This window comes from Streptomyces sp. NPDC039424, assembly GCF_055639495.1.
The window spans coordinates 1-18,316 of record NZ_JBVKAI010000027.1; the positions used below are offsets into that span (position 1 = coordinate 1).

Genomic DNA, 18,316 nt, shown 5'->3' on the forward strand with positions numbered 1-18,316 from the left:
CCGTCGAACTCATCGGCGGAGTCCGCTTCCCCGCCATCGGCGAACTGCCCTACCTCCTCACCCTCGCGGGCCACGGCTTCTACTGGTTCCGGCTCCGCAAGGAAGGCGCATAGAAGCCCGGGGTGGGGCGGTTTCCCCCGCCCCACCCGGGGCACGCAAAGGTAACCACCCCGACGACCCGGGGAAAGGACGTGACGCCATGGCGGAAACGGTCACCCCTTCCGGCACCACCAGTCCCGGCCAGATCCTCGCGTCGCTCGACCCACTGCTGCGCGAGTGGCTGCCGAGGCAGCGCTGGTTCGCGGGCAAAGGACGCCCGGTCACCGGCTTCACACCGGTAGCGGCCACCGAGCTGCTGCCGGCCGACGGCAAGCTCGGCCTGTACCACCTGCTCGTGGACGCCCACCAGCCGCCCGCGCCGGGCTCCGCCGTGCACCCCGGCGACTGCTACCAGCTGCTGATAGGCGTGCGCGAGGCGCTGCCGCCCCGGCTCGCGCCCGCGCTGATCGGACACGTGGAGGAAGGGCCGCTCGCCGGACGCACGGTGTACGACGCCCTGTACGACACCCGGCCCGCCGAGGTGTTCCTGGAGGCGCTGCGCTCCCGGGCCCGCATCGGCGGGCTCCGTTTCGACCGCGACCCGCGCCAGGAGATCCGCGACGGACTCGTGGCCCGGCTGATGACCGCCGAGCAGTCCAACACCTCCGTGGTCTACGGAGATACGTTCATTCTGAAGCTCCTGCGCCGGGTCGTGCCCGGCGTCAACCCCGACCTGGAGATACCCCAGGCCCTGGCCCGCGAGGGCTGCGCCCGGGTGCCCGCGCCGACGGCCTGGCTGCACGCCGAGCTGGACGGCGGCTCGTACGTGCTGGGCGTCCTCCAGCCGTTCGTGCGGGGCGCCACGGACGGCTGGGAGCTGGCGCTGCGCGAGCTGGCCAAGGGCGAGGACTTCGCCGCCGAGGCCCGGGCGCTCGGCCGGGCCACGGCGGAGGTGCACACCGCGCTCGCCCGCGCGCTGCCCACCGCCACGCTGGGCCACAGCCATCTGCGGGTCCTGGTGGACGGCATGGCCGAGCGGCTGACGGCGGCCGTGCAGGCGGTGCCCGCGCTCGTTCCGTACGAGAAGGGGCTGCGCTCCGCCTTCGAGGCGCTGGCCGACCTGGCCGCCGAGGGCCGCACCTGGACCGCCCAGCGTGTCCACGGCGACCTGCACCTCGGCCAGTGCCTGCGCTCGCCGTCCGGCCAGTGGTCGTTGATCGACTTCGAGGGCGAACCGGCCAGGCCCCTGGCCGAGCGGCGCATGCCGCAGCCGGCGGTGCGGGACATCGCGGGGATGCTCCGCTCCTTCGACTACGCGGCCCACTCCGTCAGCCCGCCGGCGCCGGACTGGGCGACGACCTGCCGGGCCGCCTACTGCTCCGGTTACGCCGAGGTCGCCGGCCAGGACCCGCGCACCGACCCGGTGCTGCTGCGCGCCTACGAGACCGACAAGGCGATCTACGAGGTCGTCTACGAGGCCCGGCACCGCCCCGACTGGCTCGCCGTACCCCTCTCGGCGGTCCACCGCCTCGCCACGTCCGACCTGACCTGACCCTCGCCCGGGAGACGCGTCCGTGACGTCCAAGAAGCCAGCGCCCGACAAGTCCAAGTCCGCCAAGAAGTCCGGCAAGAACAAGTCGGCCAAGAAGACGGCCGAGGCGGCCACCCAGGCCGCTCCGGCCACCCCGGTCATCAAGATCCCCGAGCCCGCGCCCGCCCCGGACGCCGAGATCGCCGTCTCCCCCGCCGTCGACGCCGGCGACCGGGAGCGGCTGCTGAACGGCACCCATCACGCCCCGCACGGCGTCCTCGGCGCCCACCCGGTCCCCGGCGGGATCGCCTTCCGGGCCTTCCGCCCGTACGCGCGGGCCGTCACCGTCGTCTCCGGCGAGCTGCGGGCCGCACTGCACGACGACGGCGACGGCTTCTTCTCCGGGCTGCTGCCGCTGCGCGAGGTCCCGGACTACCGGCTGCTGGTGGCGTACGACGGGAACGTCCACGAGACCGAGGACGCCTACCGCTTCCTGCCCACGCTCGGCGAGCTGGACCTGCACCTGCTCGGCGAGGGCCGGCACGAGCAGCTGTGGCAGGTGCTCGGCGCGCACCCGACGACCCACCAGGGCGTGACCGGCACCCGCTTCGCGGTGTGGGCGCCGAACGCGCGGGGCGTGCGCGTGGCGGGGAGCTTCAACTTCTGGGACGGCACCGGGCACCCGATGCGCTCGCTCGGCTCCTCCGGCGTGTGGGAACTGTTCGTGCCGGAGCTCGGCGAGGGCGAGCTGTACAAGTTCGAGATCACCCGCCCGGACGGCTCCCGCACCCTGCGCGCGGACCCGCTGGCCCGGCGCACCGAGGTCCCGCCCGCCACCTCGTCCGTGGTGACGGCCTCGCACCACGAGTGGGGCGACGCGGACTGGCTGGCCCACCGCGCGGACACACCGGTGCACGAGGCGCCGTTCTCGGTGTACGAGATCCACCTGCCCTCCTGGCGCCCGGGCCTCACCTACCGCGAGCTCGCCGAACAGCTCCCCGCGTACGTCAAGGACCTGGGCTTCACCCACGTCGAGCTGATGCCGGTCGCCGAGCACCCCTTCGGCGGCTCCTGGGGCTACCAGGTCACCGGCTTCTACGCGCCCACGGCCCGTCTGGGCACCCCCGACGACTTCAAGTACCTGGTGGACGCGCTGCACCAGGCCGGGATCGGCGTGCTGATGGACTGGGTGCCCGCCCACTTCCCGCGCGACGACTGGGCGCTGGCCGAGTTCGACGGCCGCCCGCTGTACGAGCACTCCGACCCGCTGCGCGCCGCCCACCCCGACTGGGGCACGCTGGAGTTCGACTTCGGCCGCCGCGAGGTGCGCAACTTCCTGGTCGCCAACGCCGTGTACTGGTGCGAGGAGTTCCACATCGACGGCCTGCGGGTGGACGCCGTCGCCTCCATGCTCTACCTCGACTACTCGCGCGAGCCGGGACAGTGGACGCCGAACGAGCACGGCGGCCGGGAGAACCTGGACGCGGTGGCCTTCCTCCAGGAGATGAACGCCACCCTGTACCGGCGCTGCCCGGGCGTGGTGACCGTGGCCGAGGAGTCGACCGCCTGGGACGGCGTCACCCGCCCCACGCACCACAAGGGGCCGAGCGGCTTCGGCGGCCTGGGCTTCGGGCTGAAGTGGAACATGGGCTGGATGCACGACTCGCTGGAGTACATGAGCCACGAGCCGGTCCACCGCAGGTACCACCACGGCGAGATGACCTTCTCGATGGTGTACGCCTACAGCGAGAACTACGTCCTGCCGATCTCCCACGACGAGGTGGTGCACGGCAAGCGCTCCCTCGTCTCGAAGATGCCCGGCGACTGGTGGCAGCAGCGCGCCAACCACCGCTCCTACCTGGGCTTCATGTGGTCCCACCCCGGCAAGCAACTGCTCTTCATGGGCCAGGAGTTCGCCCAGGGAGCCGAGTGGTCGGAGGCCCACGGCCCCGACTGGTGGCTGCTCGACCCCGCCTACGGCGCCGAGGCCGACCACCGTGGCGTCCGCGACCTGCTCCGCGACCTCAACACGGTGTACCGCCACACCCCGGCCCTGTGGCAGCGCGACACCGACCCGTCCGGCTTCCAGTGGATCGTCGGGGACGCCGCCGAGGACAACGTACTGGCCTTCCTCCGGTACGACGCCGAGGGCAGCCCCCTGCTGGCGGTCTCCCACTTCTCCCCCGTCGTCCGCCACGACTACCGCCTCGGCGTCCCCGACGACATCCCCGCCTGGCACGAGGTCCTCAACACCGACGCCGCCCGCTACGGCGGCAGCGACATCACCAACCCCGACCCACTCAAACCGGAGGCCACCCCGTGGCACGGCCACCCGGCGAGCATCCGGCTGACCCTGCCACCGCTGGCGACCGTGTGGCTCCGGCCCGCGTAGGTCTCCCGGCCCTTACGTCAGCGCCTCGGCGAGCGGCTTCGGCAGCTCCTCGGTGTGCACCACGCCGAGCCGCTGCGTCGCCCGGGTCAGGGCCACGTACAGGTCGCTGGTGCCATAGCGGGCAGGCTCGACGACGAGTACGGAGTCGAATTCGAGGCCCTTGGACTGGCGCGGGTCGAGGAGGACGACCGTGTGGGTGAGGTCGGGTTCGGTGCCCGCTGTGACGCCGTCCAGTCGGGCGGCCAGCCGGCGGTGCAGCTCGCGTGGGGCGATCACCGCCAACCGGCCTTCGGCGGGGGTCAGTTCGGTGACCGCCTCGGCGACCGCGCCCGGCAGGTCGTCGTACGCGCGGCGGGCCCAGGGCCGTACGCCGGTCGAGCGGACCGAGCTCGGCGGGTCGAAGTCCGGGTTCTCGGCGCGGACCACGGCCGCCGCCACGTCCATGATCTCGGACGGGGTGCGGTAGTTGACGCCGAGGCGGGTGTGCTCGTAGCGGTCCTCGACGTAGGGCTGGAGGATCTGGGACCAGGAGCCGACGCCCGCCGCCTCCGCGGTCTGCGCCGGGTCGCCGACCAGCGTCATCGAGCGGGTCGGGCTGCGCCGCATCAGCAGCCGCCACGCCATCGGCGACAGCTCCTGCGCCTCGTCGACGATGATGTGCCCGAACGCCCAGGTCCGGTCGGCCGCGGCGCGCTCGGCGGCGCTGCGGAAGTCCTCCTCCTCGTGCCGCTCGGCGAACCGCTCGGCGTCGATGATGTCGTGCGCGGACAGCACCTCGGACCCCTCCGGGTCGCCGTCCTCCTTGTCCTCGAACTCGTACGTCCGGGAGGCGTACGACACGTCGAGCACGCCCTGCGCGTAGGCGATCTGCGTCTCCCGTTCCCGCTCGGCGCGGGCCCGGGCCACCCGGTCGTCCTCGCCGAGGAGTTCGGCCGCCTCGTCGAGGAGGGGTACGTCCGCCACGGTCCAGGCCCGGGTCACCGGGCGCCGGACGGCGTCGGCGTCGGCCTCGGACAGGTACCCGTCGGGTTCGGCGAGGAAGTCGGCGACCAGCCGGCGCGGGGTCAGCCGGGGCCACAGCCGGTCGATGGCGGACCAGACTTCGCGGTTCTCGGCGAGTTCGTCGCGGATCTGGGTGATGTCGCTGGCGTCGAGCAGGCTGCCGCCGTCATAGGGGTCGGTGCCCACGCGCTCGGAGTACAGCTCGGTGAGCGTGTTGAGGATGTGGCCCTCGAAGTGCTCGCGGGCCACGTTGTGCGGCAGCTTGGCGGCCCGGGTGCGCTCGCGGGCGACGTTCACCAGGCCGTCGTCGAGCATCAGCACCTCGCGGTCGTGCTCGACGGCGATCACCGGGTCGGGCAGCGCCTGCCGGTCGCGTACGACGGCGGCGAGCACGTCGGCCATGTCGGCGCGGCCCTTCACGGCAGCCGCCTCGGGGGTGTCGGCGGCCGTCGCCTTCACGCCGGGGAACAGTTCGCCGACCGTCGCCAGCAGCACCCCGGTCTCGCCGAGGGAGGGCAGCACCTCGCCGATGTACCCGAGGAAGGCGGGGTTGGGGCCGACGATGAGAACGGCCCGCTTGGCCAGCAGTTCCCGGTGCTCGTAGAGGAGATAGGCGGCCCGGTGCAGGGCCACGGCCGTCTTGCCGGTGCCGGGGCCGCCCTCGACCACCAGCACCCCGCGGTGCGGGGCCCGGATGATCTCGTCCTGTTCGGCCTGGATGGTCTGCACGATGTCGCTCATGCGGCCGGTGCGGGCGGAGTTGAGCGCGGCCAGCAGCACGGCGTCGCCGGTCGGGTCCTCGTGGCCGGTGCGGGTGGCGTCGCCGAGGTCGAGGATCTCGTCGTGCAGGGAGGTGACCCGGCGGCCGTCGGTGGCGATGTGCCGGCGCCGGCGCAGGTCCATCGGGGTGTGGCCGGTGGCCAGGTAGAAGGGGCGGGCGACATCGGCCCGCCAGTCGACGAGGACCGGGGTGCGCTCGGCGTCCTCCTCGCGCAGCCCGATCCGGCCGATGTGGTGGGTGGTGCCGGAGGTGAGGTCGATGCGGCCGAAGCAGAGCGAACCGTCCACCGCGTTCAGCGCGGCGAGCAGCCCCGAGCGCTCGGCGACCAGGATGTCCCGCTCGAGCCGGGCCTGCATGGGCTTGTCGCCCTGGGCGAGGGCGTCCGTGACGGAGGCCTCGGTGTCGCCGCGCAGGGCGTCCACACGCGCGTACAGTCCGTCGATGAATTCCTGTTCGTGGCGCAATTCATCGTCTGGAAATTCGGTGTTTGACAATTCCGCTCCCGCCCGGATATACTGTGCTCACTGAACTTCTCCGTGACTCGACCGTGTTGAAGTCACGAACCATTGAATATACGCAAAGAAATCCCCCGAGCGCAATTGCTCGGGGGATTTCTTCATGGTCCGGACCCAGGTCACAGCACGTCGGACAGCTCCTCCAGGAGCCTGCGCTTCGGGCGCGCCCCCACCATGGACTTCACCGGCTCACCGCCGCGGAAGACCATCAGGGTCGGCGTCGACAGCACGTTGTACGCGATCGTGGTCCGTGGATTGTGGTCCACGTCCAGCTGGACGATCCTCAGCCGGTCGCCCTCCTCGAAGGCGATGTCCTTCAGCACCGGCGCCAGCTGCCGGCACGGCCCGCACCAGTCGGCCGTGAACTGCACCAGCACCGGGAGATCGGCGCCGATCACCTCGGCCTCGAAATTCTCGTCCGTCACCTCGTCCAGACCGCTCGCCTTGATCATTCCTTCGGCCCTCCCAGTTCGCACCCCGGTTCCGGACCCCCCGGAACCAGCGCCTCGGCGGCCAGCTCACCCATGGCCCGTTCGGCCCGCGCCAACTGCCCGGCCACCGTCTCCCGGACCGCCGTCAGCTCGCCGATGAGCCCGTCGAGCTCGGCCAGCTTGCGCCGGTAGACCGCCAGCGAGGCCGGGCAGGAGTCGCCCTCCGGGTGCCCGGCCCGCAGGCACTCCACGAACGGCCGCGTCTCCTCCAGGTCGAACCCGAAGTCCTGCAGCGTCCGGATCTGCGTGAGCAGCCGCAGGTCGCGCTCGTCGTAGGTGCGGTGGCCGTTGTCGTCGCGGCGCGCGGGCAGCAGCCCGCGCGTCTCGTAGTACCGCAGCGTGCGCGTGGTGGTCCCGGCGCGTGCGGCCAGCTCGCCGATTCGCATACCGCGACCGTAGGCCTTGACGCCGACGTCAACGCAAGCCCCTCATCCCGGCGGCAGCAGCGGCTTGTGCCGCACCGGGGAGGACAGCACGATCGATGTCGTCGTACGCCCCAGCGCCGAGGCCTGTTCGAGGATCTCCTCCAGGTGGACGGTGTCGGTGACGGCGACCTTGAGGATCCAGCAGTCCTCGCCGACCACGTGGTGGGCCTCGGTGACCTCCGGGCGGTCGAGCAGCTCCAGGGTCCGGGGGTGCCCCAGGGTGTAGCCGCCGTGCGGGTTCACCCGGACGAAGGCCTGGATGCCGTAGCCGAGCCGGGCGGGGGTGACCCGGGCGCCGTATCCGCCGACCGCGCCCGCCGCCTCCAGCCGGCGCACCCGCTCGGCCACGGCCGCCGGGCTGAGACTGACCCGCCGCCCCAGCTCGCTCAGCTTGATCCGCCCGTCGGTCTGCAGCAGCTCCAGGATCTGCCGGTCCACCGCGTCGAAGGCCACCGGTGTTTCGTGGGCGATGGCGCGCAGCTGCCGCGGTTCTTTCGGTGTGGTGACCGGATCTCCCATGTCTTCCCCTTCAGACCTCGCGGGTGCACCGGGAAAATTATGGTCCATGCGAGACGTTGGGGATGTGCGAGACGTATTGGTGATCGGCGGCAGCCGCTATTTCGGGAAGCGGCTGATCGCCCGGCTGCTGGCCGCCGGGGACCGCGTGACGGTGCTCAACCGCGGCTCCTCGGCCCCACCGCCGGGCGTGGTCCACCTCGTCGCCGACCGGGACGACGAGAGGGCGCTGACCGAGGCCCTCGGCTCCCGCACCTTCGATGTCGTCGTCGACCAGGTCTGTTACTCGCCCCGCCAGGCGGCGATCGCCCGCCGGGCCCTCGCGGGCCGCACCCGCCGCTACGTGATGACGTCGACGGTCGAGGTGTACGAGCACCAGGACTCCGCCACGCCGGTACCGGAGACCGCCGTCGACCCGGGCACCGTCCCGGTCGACCTCGGACTCCCCTGGTCGGACCCGGAGTTCCTGGACGCCCACTACGGCGAGGGCAAGCGGCAGGCGGAGGCGGTGCTCGCGGCCGGCGGGGACTTCCCGTACGCGGCCGTCCGGGTGGCCCATGTCCTGGGCGGGGAGGACGACTTCACCGGGCGGCTGGCGCACTACGCCGAGCGCGTCCGCACCGCGACACCGATCGTCGTACCGCCGGTCAACCACCCGGCGACGTACATCCACGTCGAGGAGATCGCCGACTTCCTGTTCTGGGCGGCGGGCGAGGACTTCACCGGGCCGGTCAACGCGGCCTCGCACGGTCTGCTGAGCACCGAGGAGCTGGGCGCGGCGGTGGCGGGGCACCTGCCGGGCGGCCGGGCGGTGTACCGCACCGCCGAGGGCGACGGCGAGACCTCCCCGTACTCCTTCACCCGCTCCTACGGCATGGACAACTCCCGGGCGGCCCGGCTCGGTTTCACCTTCGGCGACGTACGGGACTGGCTCCCGAAGGCCGTGGCCGAGACCCTCGGGAGGGAGCAGCCCTAGACCGCGACTCCGGCCGATTCCTCCACCTCCATCAGTGAGGCGCTGTGCCGCTCCTCGTCGAAGGCCTTCCGGCCGCCGCGCAGGCCGAACAGGCGCTTGGTGAGGGCGATGTAGAGGACGGCGAGGATGTTGAGGACGAGGGTGGTGATCTTCAGCCAGCTGATGTGCTCGGTGAGTTCGTAGATCTCCAGCGGGAGGAAGGCGGCGGTGGCGACCACCGTGAGGTACTCCGCCCAGCGCTTGGCGTACCAGAGGCCGACCGCCTCGACGAGTTCGATCAGCGCGTAGGCCAGGAGCAGGGCGGCCACCAGCACCAGTGTGGAGTGCTTGTAGCCGAAGGCCTTCTGGAGGGAGCCGACCACGGGTGAGTGGTCGAGGTCGTAGTGGAAGTGCTTGAAGACCGGGCGCAAGGCGTCCAGGTAGTCGTTGAACAGCCGCCGTACCGCGTCCTGGCTGTTGCTGAACTTCCACACCGCCACCGCGACCAGCACGATGAACACCCCGCGCACGGCCCGCTCGATCGCCAGGAAGCGCAGGACGAACAGGTCCCGCAGCACCTTGCCGCGCGGCACCAGCGGCGCGTCGGCGGCCGGTCCCGAGCCGTGCGGCTCGCCGAGCGCGAAGTCGCCGCAGCGCAGGCAGCGCCAGACGTCGCCCAGCGCGGTCTGGGCGTGCAGCCGCACCCGCAGCCGCGGGTCGTCCGGCGCGTAGGTCACATGGCCCTTGCGGGCGCAGGTCCGCCGGTCCCAGTCGATCTTCATCCCCCGTGCCTCCGTGCGAGCATACGAACGTGCCGTTCCGGTTGATCCGGAGACGGCACGTTAGTGGATGAGGGTGAGAGACCGGCGTGAGGGGCCGCGGATCAGCGCGCCCCGCTGTCCACCAGCTCCTTCTCCTCCTCGGCCGGCTCCTCCCGTGCGGCGGCCTCCCGGCGCGGCAGCAGCACCGCCACCAGGACCGTGCCGATGCCCAGGACCACCGCGCCGACCAGGCTGGTGTGGGCCACGGCGTCGGAGAAGGAGGATCCGACCGCGTCGGCCATCTGCCGTGCGCCGGAGGAGAGTTCGGCCGCCTGCTGCTTCAACTGGGCGGCCTGCTGCGGGTCGTCGGTCTGCGCGGCACGCGCCGCGACCTGCTGGGCCTTCTCCCCTATGCCCTGCGCGACCGCGTACCCGGCACCGACCGAGTCCTGGGCGGTGTCCAGGGCGCTCGCCGGGAGCTTGCCGCCGGCGGTGGCGTCGGTGAGGTGGTCGGCGTACGAGGTGGACAGCAGCGAGCCGAGGATCGCGATGCCGAGCGAGCCGCCGAGCTCCAGAGAGGTGTCGTTCACCGCGCCGCCGACGCCCAGCTCGGACTCCGGGAACGCGCCCATGATCGCGTCCGTGCAGGGCGAGAGCGCCAGGCCGATGGCCAGGCCGAGGATGACCAGGGGCGCGACGAAGTCGCCGTACGAGGAGGCGGCGTCGACCCGGGTCAGCAGCGCCAGCGCCGTCGTGCCGCCGACCATGCCCGCGGAGACCGTCCACTTCATGCCGACGCGCGGGGTGAGGAAGCCGGTGAGCGCCGAGCCGGCGAACACGGCACCGGCCAGCGGCAGCATGCGCAGTCCGGTGCCGAGGGCGTCGTAGCCGAGGACGAACTGCAGGTGCTGGGTGAGGTAGTAGAAGGCGCCGAAGACGGCCAGGAAGAACAGGGCCACGGCGAGGTTGGAGCCGGCGAACCGGCGGTGCGCGAAGCGGCGTACGTCGAGGACCGGGCGCGGGTGGCGCAGCTCCCAGGCGACGAAGCCCAGCAGGGCGAGGCCCGCGACGACCGCGGCCGTCACCGCCTTGACGCCCCAGCCGAAGTGCGGCCCCTCGATGATCATGTAGACCAGCGAGCCGATCCAGATCACCGACAGCAGCCCGCCGACGTAGTCGATCCGGTCGTGGTGATCGGCCCTGGACGGCGGTACGAGGACGAAGGCGCCGACGATCGCGACGGCGGCGACGGGCACGTTGATCAGGAACGTCGAGGACCAGCCGTGGTCCTTCAGCAGCGCGCCCGCGACCACCGGACCGGCGGCGATGGCGAGCCCGGCGGTCGCCGTCCACAGGGTGATGGCCTTGGCCCGCTCTGCGCGCGGGAAGGTCGCGGCGAGCAGCGAGAGGGTGGCGGGCATGATGAGGGCGGCGCCGACGCCCATCACGGCGCGGGCCGCGATGACCGCCGTGGCGCTGTCCGCGAAGTAGCCGGAGACGGCACCGCCGGCGAACACCACGAGCCCGAGGACGAGCGCGCCCCTGCGGCTGTACTTGTCGCCGATCGCGCCGAGCAGCAGCATCAGCGCGGCGTACGGAACGGTGTAGCCGTCGATCACCCACTGGAGGTCGGCGCTGGACAGGCCGAGGTCCTCGGTCATGTCCGGCGCCGCGACCGTGAGGGCGGTGTTGGCCATCACGATGATCAGCAGGCTCAGGCAGAGCACCAGGAGCGCCCACCAGCGCCGGGCGTAGGGGCGGTCCATCCTTTCGACCGGTTCGTTCATGACGAGTCGCATGCGCAGGGGTCGCCTTCCTCAACGTACTTGCACAGCTCAGTGCAATTGCACAACGATGCGCAATGTACGTCGTTGCACAACACTGTGCAAGTCGACGGGAGTGCGGTGGCCGAGGGGAGTGCAGAATGAGGGCCATGACCATGGGTAGCACCAGCCGCGCCGACGCCAACCGGCGCCGCATCCTCGACGTCGCCCTCGCCGAGCTGCTGCGCGACCCCGATGCCTCGATGGATCAGATCGCGCGCGCCGCGGGAGTCGTGCGGCGGACGGTGTACGGGCACTTCCCGAACCGTGAGGCGCTGATCAGCACGCTCGTCGACGGCGCGGTGGATTCATTGGCGGCGGCGCACGCGGCGGGCCGCGAGGGGGTCGGCGACCCGGCCGAGGCACTGGCCCGGTCGGTGCTCGCCCTCTGGGAGATCGCCGACCGGTACCGCCTGCTGGTCGCGCTGGCCCAGCGCACGGTCACCGTGCAGGGCATCCGGGACCGCCTGGCCCCGGTCCGCCAGGCCTGCGCCGAACTGCTGCAGCGCGGTATGGACGAGGGCACCTTCAGCTCACCGCTGCCGGCGCCGGCCCTGGCGCATGTGCACGAGCAGATGCTGTTCGCGGTGATGGAGGCGGTCAACGACGGCCTGGTGACAGCGGAAGAGGCGGGCAGCTCCGCCGCGGTCAGTGTCCTGACCGCGGCGGGCGTGCCCGCCTCGGCGGCCACCGCGCTGGTGGCCGAGCTGAGCGAGTAGAGGACCGGGCGGCTGAGCTTACGGGGGGAGTCTCAGCCGCCCGGAGACGGTGGTCCGGGCGCCCGGCCCGGGTTCAGGCGGGGCCGGGCGCCCGGGGTAGGGGGCGCTCAGGCGGCGACGGTCAGGCCTTGGCCAGTTCCTTCTCGCCGTCCTCGCGCGGAGCGGGCACCCCGTCCGCCGGAGCGGCGGTCCGGCCCTCGTCCAGCAGGGTCGTCTCGTCGAACGGCAGCTCACCGGCGAGGACCCGCTTGACCCGGTCCCGGTCGATCTCCTTGGTCCAGGTGCCGATCAGGACGGTGGCGACGGCGTTGCCCGCGAAGTTCGTCAGGGCGCGGGCCTCGCTCATGAAGCGGTCGATGCCGACGATCAGGCCGACGCCGTCGACCAGCGCGGGCTTGTGCGACTGCAGGCCACCGGCGAGCGTCGCCAGACCGGCGCCGCTGACGCCCGCCGCGCCCTTGGAGGCGAGCAGCAGGAACAGCAGCAGCGGGATCTGCTCGCCGACGGACATCGGCGTGCCCAGCGCGTCCGCGATGTACAGCGAGGCCATGGTCATGTAGATCATGGTGCCGTCGAGGTTGAAGGAGTAGCCGGTCGGGACGGTGATGCCGACCACCGGCTTGCTGACGCCCAGGTGCTCCATCTTCGCGATCAGGCGCGGCAGCGCGGACTCCGAGGAGGAGGTGGACAGGATCAGCAGGAACTCCCGGCCCAGGTACTTGAACAGCGAGAAGATGTTCAGACCGGTGATGGCCCGCAGCAGCGCGCCGAGCACCACGAAGACGAACAGGAAGCAGGTCACGTAGAACCCGAGCATCAGCACGGCGAGGCTCTTCAGGGCGTCCAGACCGGCCGAGCCGACCACCGCGGCGATGGCGCCGAAGGCACCGATCGGGGCGGCCCACATCACCATGGAGAGGATGCGGAAGACGAGCCGCTGGATGTGCTCGACACCACGCAGGATGGGCTGGCCGACCGGCCCCATCGCCTGCAGCGCGAACCCGGCGAGCAGCGCGACCAGCAGGGTCTGCAGCACCTGGCCCTGGGTGAAGGCGGAGACGAAGGACATCGGGATGATCGACAGCACGAAGTCGACCGGCGGCAGCGCGTCGGCGGACACCTGCTCGTGCCCGGTCGCCTTGAGCGCGTTGGTGAGGTGCAGCCCGTCGCCGGGGTGCAGGATGTTGCCGACCACGAGGCCGATGCCCAGCGCGACCAGAGACATCACCAGGAAGTAGCCGAGCGCGATACCGCCGACGGCACCGACCTTGGCGGCCTTCCGGACCGAACCGATGCCGAGCACGATCGTGCAGAAGATGATCGGCGAGATCATCATCTTGATCAGGTTCACAAAGCCCGTACCCAGTGGCTTGAGCTCGACCCCTGCATCGGGCCAGATCAGACCGACCGCGATACCGAGCGCCACCGCGACGATCACGGCGATGTACAGGTAGTGAGTACGGTCCCGCTTCGCGGCGGGTGCGGCAGGTGCCGTATCGGGAGTGCTGGCGGCCACGGCTGCCCTCCTTGACGTCTTCGTCGGCTAACACCGGCGTGCGGCTCACGTCCGGGCGTTATGGGGGAATGCCGTGAGCATCTCCCGCCCTTGTGAGGGCGGTCACCCTTCCGTTCATTTAGTTCACACTTATCCGGAGGCAGACTGACGACATGCGTATTCCAGCCATCTGGCGACCTCGCAGCCTGGCCGGCCAGTTGTTCGGCATGCAGGCCGTGCTGATAGCGGTCGTCGTGGCCGGATATGCGCTGTTCACGTACGTCAACGACCGCGAACAGGCCAAGGAGGCGGCGACCGGCCAGGCCACGGCGGTGGCCCGTTCGATCGCCGACGCGCCTTCCGTACGGGCCGCGATCCACACCTCCAACCCCTCGGGGCAGCTCCAGCCGTACGCCCTGCGGGTCATGCGCGACACCCAGGTCGACTTCGTCACGATCATGAATCCGGACGGGATCCGCTGGACCCACCCGGACAAGGACGAGATCGGCAAGCGCTACCTGGGCCACATCACCGCCGCCCAGCAGGGCCACACCTACACCGAGACCTTCACCGGCACCCTCGGCGCCTCGGTCCGCACGGTGACGCCGGTGGAGGAGAACGGCAGGGTCATCGGCCTGGTCAGCGCCGGCATCCGGGTGGAGGCGATCAGTCGGCGGGTGGAGCGCCAGGTGACGGCGCTGGTCGGCGTCGCGGGGGTCGCCCTGGCCCTGGGCGCCATCGGCACCTACGTCATCAACGCGCGCCTGCGCCGCCACACCCACGGCATGAACGCCACCGAGCTCAGCCATGTGCACGACTACCACCAGGCCGCGCTGCACGCGGTGCGCGAGGGGCTGCTGATGCTGGACGGGCAGTACCGGGTGGCGCTGATCAACGACGGGGGGCGGGAGCTGCTGGGGGTCGGCCCGGAGGACGAGGTGGTGGGCCGCTCGGTGGCCGACCTCGGCCTGCCCGCGCCGCTGACGGGTGCCCTCCTGGCGTCGGAGCCGCGGGTGGACGAGGTGCACCTGACGTCCTCGCGGGTCCTGGTGGTGAACACCTCGCCGGTGTCCGGCGGTGAGCGCCGGGGCACGGTCGTGACCCTGCGCGACGTGACCGAGCTCCAGTCGCTGATGGGCGAGCTGGACTCGGAGCGGGGCTTCACGCAGGCGCTGCGCTCACAGGCGCACGAGGCGGCCAACCGCCTTCACACGGTGGTGTCGCTGATCGAGCTGGACCGGTCCGAGGAGGCGGTGGACTTCGCCACGGCCGAGCTCGAACTGGCCCAGGCCCTGACCGACCAGGTGGTCGCGGCCGTGAGCGAGCCGGTGCTGGCGGCGCTGCTGCTGGGCAAGACGGCCCAGGCCAACGAGCGGGGCGTGGAACTGGTGGTCTCCGAGGACAGCCGCCTGGACGACGGCCTGCTCCCGGAGAGCCTCTCGGCCCGCGACCTGGTGACCATCCTCGGCAATCTCATCGACAACGCCGTGGACGCGGCACAGGGAAGCGTGCGGGCCCGGGTGACCGTGACCGCGTACACGGAAGGCACCGAACTGGTGATGCGGGTCGCGGACACGGGTTCCGGGGTGGACCCCGGCCATGCCGAGCTGGTGTTCCAGCGGGGCTTCTCCACCAAGCCGGCCGGACCGGACGGGCGCGGGCTCGGGCTCGCGCTGGTGCGGCAGGCGGTCACACGACACGAAGGGACGCTGTCGGTGAGCGAGGCGGCCGGAGGCGGGGCGCAGTTCGAGGTGCGGTTGCCGTTGGCGGGCGCGGTCACCGGGGACGCGGCACTGAGAGGTGACGCATGACGGCGGCCGGGGCGGCGGGGCAGCCCATCCGCGTTCTGGTCGTGGAGGACGACCCCGTCGCGGCCGACGCCCACGTGATGTACGTCGGGCGGGTGCCGGGGTTCGTGGCGGTCGGCAAGGCGCACACCGGGGCGGAGGCGCGGCGCCTGCTGGACCGTACGGCGGTGGACCTGCTGCTGCTCGACCTCCACCTCCCCGATGTGCACGGGCTGCAGCTCGCGCGGTCCCTGCGGGCCGCCGGGTACCACGCCGACGTGATAGCGGTGACCTCGGCACGGGATCTGACGGTCGTGCGGGAGGGGGTCTCGCTGGGCGTCGTGCAATACGTTCTGAAGCCGTTCACCTTCGCCACGCTGCGGGACCGGCTGATGCGCTACGCCGAGTTCCACGCGGCGGTCGGCGAGGCGAGCGGCCAGGACGAGGTGGACCGCGCACTGGCCACCCTGCGCGCGCCCGGCCCCGCGGCGCTTCCGAAGGGGCTGAGCGGCCCCACCCTGGAGCGGGTCACGGGGGCGCTGCGCGAGGTTTCGGAGGGGCTGACCGCGGCGGGGGTCGCGGAGGCGGTGGGGATTTCCCGGATCACCGCCCGGCGGTATCTGGAGCATCTGGTGGACGGGGGCCGGGCCGAGCGGAAGCCGGTGTACGGGCAGGTGGGAAGGCCTGAGCTGGTGTACCGGTGGGTGAGTGGGGTGGAGCAGCGGGGGCGGTGAGCCGGCGCTGCCGCCGAAGCCCGATCCGCCGCAGACGCATTGACCTGACTAGACCACTCCTCTTACCTTCACACGGCAGCCATCCCCGCGCCACGACGAAGTGCGTCCGCAGGAGGTCATGCCCGTGCGCCCCACCGCCGTCTTAACCGCCCTCCTCACCGCCACCCTCGCCGCAACCGCCCTCACCGCCTGCGGCGGCGGATCCGGTAGCAGCGCGAACACGCTCAAGGTCTCCTTCAAGCAGTCGACGGACAACTCCGTCAAGGTGATGGACACCTACCTCGCCGACATCAAGAAGCAGTTCGAGAAGCGGTACCCCGGCAAGAAGGTCCGGCTCGTCCCCATCAAGGCCCCGGACTCGGAGTACTACACCAAGCTCCAGCAGATGCTCCGCTCGCCGAGAACCGCGCCGGACCTGGTCTACGAGGACACCTTCCTCATCAACTCGGACATCACCAGCGGCTACTTGAGGCCTCTGGACCCGTACCTCGCCAAGTGGAAGGACTGGGAGCGGTTCATCGACACGGCGAAGTCCGCGGCGAGGGGCGAGGACGGGAAGACGTACGGCGTCCCGGACGGCACCGACACCCGCGGACTCTGGTTCGACAAGCGGGTGTTCGCGCGGGCCGGTCTCCCCGCGGACTGGCAGCCGAAGACCTGGGAGGACATCCTCACCGCCGCCCGCACCATCAAGCGGAAGGTCCCCGGCGTCACCCCGATCAACGTCTACACCGGCAAGCCCGCCGGCGAAGCCGCCACCATGCAGAGCTTCGAGATGCTGCTCTACGGCACCAACGACGGCAAATCGGACCCCCTGTACGACCGGACGGCCAAGAAGTGGATCTCCGGCAGCAAGGGTTTCAAGGACGCCCTCACCTTCGTGGAGACCGTCTACCGGGAGAAGCTCGGCCCCGAGGTGTCCGACGCCCTCGACCCCAACTTCAGCACCCGCGTCCGCGGTGAACTCCTCCCCCAGGGCAGGCTCGGCATCGACCTCGACGGCTCCTGGCTCCCGCAGGACTGGCTCCCCGGCAGCGGGCACGCCTGGCCCGACTGGTCCGAGCGGCTGGGCCTCGCCGCCATGCCCACCCAGCACGGCCAGGCCCCCGGCAGGGTGAGCATGTCCGGCGGCTGGACCTGGGCCGTCCCCGCCAAGGCGGCCCACCCGGACCTCGCCTTCGACTTCATCAAGACGATGCAGACGACAGCGAACGCCAAGAAGTGGTACATCGCCAACTCCGGCATCGCGGTCCGCGAGGACGTCGCGAACGACCCCTCGTACGCCACCGCCCAGCCCGGCATCGAGTTCTTCACGGATCTCGTCGCGAGCACCCACTACCGGCCCGCCTACCCGGCCTACCCGAAGGTCTCCACCGCCGTCCAGGAGGCGATGGAGAGCGTGACCACCGGTGACGCCTCCGTCGCCGAGGCGGCGAGCGGGTACGACGACGAGCTCAAGCAGGTGACGGACGACCAAGTGATCCGCAAGTGATCCCGCGTCGCCTCCTGCGGGCGCTGCCGGTGGCCCCCGCTCTCGCCCTCCTGATCCTCTTCCTCGCCGGCCCGATCGCCTACTGCGCCTACATCGCCTTCACCGACCTCCAGCTCACCGGCCAGGCGCACGCCTCCTTCGTGGGCTTCGACAACTTCCGTACGGCTTTCGGGGACGAGGCGTTCCGCAACGCCGTATGGCTGACCCTCGTCTTCACCGTCCTGTCGTCCCTCGTCGGCCAGAACACCCTGGGCCTGGCCCTGGCGGCGCTGATGCGGCGCGCGTCGAAGCCCGTCCGCACGCTGACCGGCGGGGTGGTGATCACGGCGTGGGTGCTGCCGGAGGTGGTGGCGGGCTTCCTGCTCTACGCCTTCTTCCGGCGGGAGGGCACGCTCAACGCCGTCCTCGACCGGCTCCATCTCCCCTCTCAGAACTGGCTGTTCACGCTCCCGATTCTGGCGGTGTCGTTCGCGAACGTGTGGCGGGGCACGGCCTTCTCGATGCTGGTCTACTCCGCGGCGCTGAACGAGATCCCCCAGGAGATCACGGAGGCCGCCGAGGTCGACGGCGCGGGCGGCTGGCGCCGTTTGTGGCACATCACGCTGCCGATGATCCGCCGCTCCATCGGTACGAACCTGATGCTCAACACCCTGCAGACCCTCTCCGTGTTCGGCCTGATCTGGGTGATGACGAGAGGCGGGCCGGGTGACCGCAGCCAGACCCTCCCCCTGTTCATGTACGAACAGGCGTTCCAGAAGAGCATGATCGGCTATGGCACGGCGGTGGCCCTGCTCCTCCTCGTCGTCGGCTCCCTGTTCTCCGTCGTGTACCTGCGGCTGCTGCGGGCGGAGGTCTGAG

Annotated in this window: 16 protein-coding genes; 9 read left to right on the forward strand and 7 right to left on the reverse strand. The window is 71.3% G+C overall.

Annotation, left to right across the window (positions count from 1 at the left end; all coding sequences use genetic code 11):
• The 3 genes from ACZ7L0_RS39410 to glgB all read left to right on the forward strand — a co-directional run.
• Window positions 1-113 (forward strand): alpha-glucosidase C-terminal domain-containing protein (locus tag ACZ7L0_RS39410; protein WP_471247477.1); only part of this gene is annotated, 113 nt, incomplete at its 5' end.
• Window positions 114-199: 86 nt separating this feature from the next.
• Window positions 200-1,591 carry a maltokinase N-terminal cap-like domain-containing protein gene (locus tag ACZ7L0_RS39415; RefSeq protein ID WP_471247394.1) on the forward strand — a complete coding sequence of 464 codons (1,392 nt, stop codon included), beginning with the start codon at window positions 200-202 and terminating at the stop codon, window positions 1,589-1,591.
• Window positions 1,592-1,613: 22 nt separating this feature from the next.
• Window positions 1,614-3,962 (forward strand): 1,4-alpha-glucan branching enzyme, encoded by a 2,349-nt coding sequence (gene glgB, locus ACZ7L0_RS39420; RefSeq protein WP_471247395.1) that lies wholly within the window; start codon window positions 1,614-1,616, stop codon window positions 3,960-3,962.
• A 12-nt stretch (window positions 3,963-3,974) separates the two neighbouring features.
• Here glgB and ACZ7L0_RS39425 read toward each other — a convergent pair whose 3' ends face one another.
• The 4 genes from ACZ7L0_RS39425 to ACZ7L0_RS39440 all read right to left on the reverse strand — a co-directional run bounded on the left by ACZ7L0_RS39425 (window position 3,975) and on the right by ACZ7L0_RS39440 (window position 7,695).
• Window positions 3,975-6,209: a HelD family protein gene (locus ACZ7L0_RS39425; RefSeq protein WP_471247396.1), complete on the reverse strand. Its 2,235-nt coding sequence runs from the start codon at window positions 6,207-6,209 to the stop codon at window positions 3,975-3,977.
• A gap of 170 nt (window positions 6,210-6,379) precedes the next feature.
• Window positions 6,380-6,712 carry a thioredoxin gene (trxA, locus tag ACZ7L0_RS39430; protein ID WP_471247397.1) on the reverse strand — a complete coding sequence of 111 codons (333 nt, stop codon included), beginning with the start codon at window positions 6,710-6,712 and terminating at the stop codon, window positions 6,380-6,382.
• Window positions 6,709-7,137 carry a MerR family transcriptional regulator gene (locus tag ACZ7L0_RS39435; RefSeq protein ID WP_471247398.1) on the reverse strand — a complete coding sequence of 143 codons (429 nt, stop codon included), beginning with the start codon at window positions 7,135-7,137 and terminating at the stop codon, window positions 6,709-6,711. Before ACZ7L0_RS39435 ends, trxA begins: the two co-directional genes overlap by 4 nt.
• Before the next feature lie 42 nt (window positions 7,138-7,179).
• Entirely contained in the window at window positions 7,180-7,695 is a 516-nt protein-coding gene (locus tag ACZ7L0_RS39440; RefSeq protein ID WP_471247399.1) for an Lrp/AsnC family transcriptional regulator, read from the reverse strand.
• A 46-nt stretch (window positions 7,696-7,741) separates the two neighbouring features.
• Here ACZ7L0_RS39440 and ACZ7L0_RS39445 point away from each other — a divergent pair, with 46 nt between their 5' ends.
• A complete protein-coding gene (locus ACZ7L0_RS39445; RefSeq protein ID WP_471247400.1) occupies window positions 7,742-8,668 on the forward strand; it encodes an NAD-dependent epimerase/dehydratase family protein in 927 nt (308 codons plus the stop codon).
• Here the strand turns inward: ACZ7L0_RS39445 and ACZ7L0_RS39450 are convergent.
• Together ACZ7L0_RS39450 and ACZ7L0_RS39455 are read right to left on the reverse strand one after the other, a co-directional pair.
• A complete protein-coding gene (locus ACZ7L0_RS39450; protein ID WP_471247401.1) occupies window positions 8,665-9,429 on the reverse strand; it encodes a DUF2127 domain-containing protein in 765 nt (254 codons plus the stop codon). The genes ACZ7L0_RS39445 and ACZ7L0_RS39450 overlap by 4 nt on opposite strands.
• Before the next feature lie 101 nt (window positions 9,430-9,530).
• Window positions 9,531-11,207 (reverse strand): MFS transporter, encoded by a 1,677-nt coding sequence (locus ACZ7L0_RS39455; protein ID WP_471247402.1) that lies wholly within the window; start codon window positions 11,205-11,207, stop codon window positions 9,531-9,533.
• Between the two features lie 125 nt (window positions 11,208-11,332).
• Here ACZ7L0_RS39455 and ACZ7L0_RS39460 point away from each other — a divergent pair, with 125 nt between their 5' ends.
• Complete coding sequence (locus ACZ7L0_RS39460; protein ID WP_471247403.1) at window positions 11,333-11,950, forward strand: TetR/AcrR family transcriptional regulator; 618 nt, start codon at window positions 11,333-11,335, stop codon at window positions 11,948-11,950.
• A gap of 121 nt (window positions 11,951-12,071) precedes the next feature.
• Here ACZ7L0_RS39460 and ACZ7L0_RS39465 read toward each other — a convergent pair whose 3' ends face one another.
• On the reverse strand, window positions 12,072-13,466 hold the full coding sequence (locus tag ACZ7L0_RS39465; protein WP_471247404.1) for a cation:dicarboxylate symporter family transporter: 1,395 nt from the start codon (window positions 13,464-13,466) through the stop codon (window positions 12,072-12,074).
• 152 nt (window positions 13,467-13,618) lie between these two features.
• On the opposite strand from ACZ7L0_RS39465, the gene ACZ7L0_RS39470 reads away from it, so the two are divergent.
• The 4 genes from ACZ7L0_RS39470 to ACZ7L0_RS39485 all read left to right on the forward strand — a co-directional run bounded on the left by ACZ7L0_RS39470 (window position 13,619) and on the right by ACZ7L0_RS39485 (window position 18,315).
• Window positions 13,619-15,256 carry a sensor histidine kinase gene (locus ACZ7L0_RS39470; RefSeq protein WP_471247405.1) on the forward strand — a complete coding sequence of 546 codons (1,638 nt, stop codon included), beginning with the start codon at window positions 13,619-13,621 and terminating at the stop codon, window positions 15,254-15,256.
• Window positions 15,253-15,966 (forward strand): response regulator, encoded by a 714-nt coding sequence (locus tag ACZ7L0_RS39475; protein ID WP_471247406.1) that lies wholly within the window; start codon window positions 15,253-15,255, stop codon window positions 15,964-15,966. Before ACZ7L0_RS39470 ends, ACZ7L0_RS39475 begins: the two co-directional genes overlap by 4 nt.
• A gap of 118 nt (window positions 15,967-16,084) precedes the next feature.
• On the forward strand, window positions 16,085-17,458 hold the full coding sequence (locus tag ACZ7L0_RS39480; protein ID WP_471247407.1) for an extracellular solute-binding protein: 1,374 nt from the start codon (window positions 16,085-16,087) through the stop codon (window positions 17,456-17,458).
• Complete coding sequence (locus tag ACZ7L0_RS39485; protein WP_471247408.1) at window positions 17,455-18,315, forward strand: carbohydrate ABC transporter permease; 861 nt, start codon at window positions 17,455-17,457, stop codon at window positions 18,313-18,315. Before ACZ7L0_RS39480 ends, ACZ7L0_RS39485 begins: the two co-directional genes overlap by 4 nt.
• Window position 18,316 lies beyond the last annotated feature (1 nt).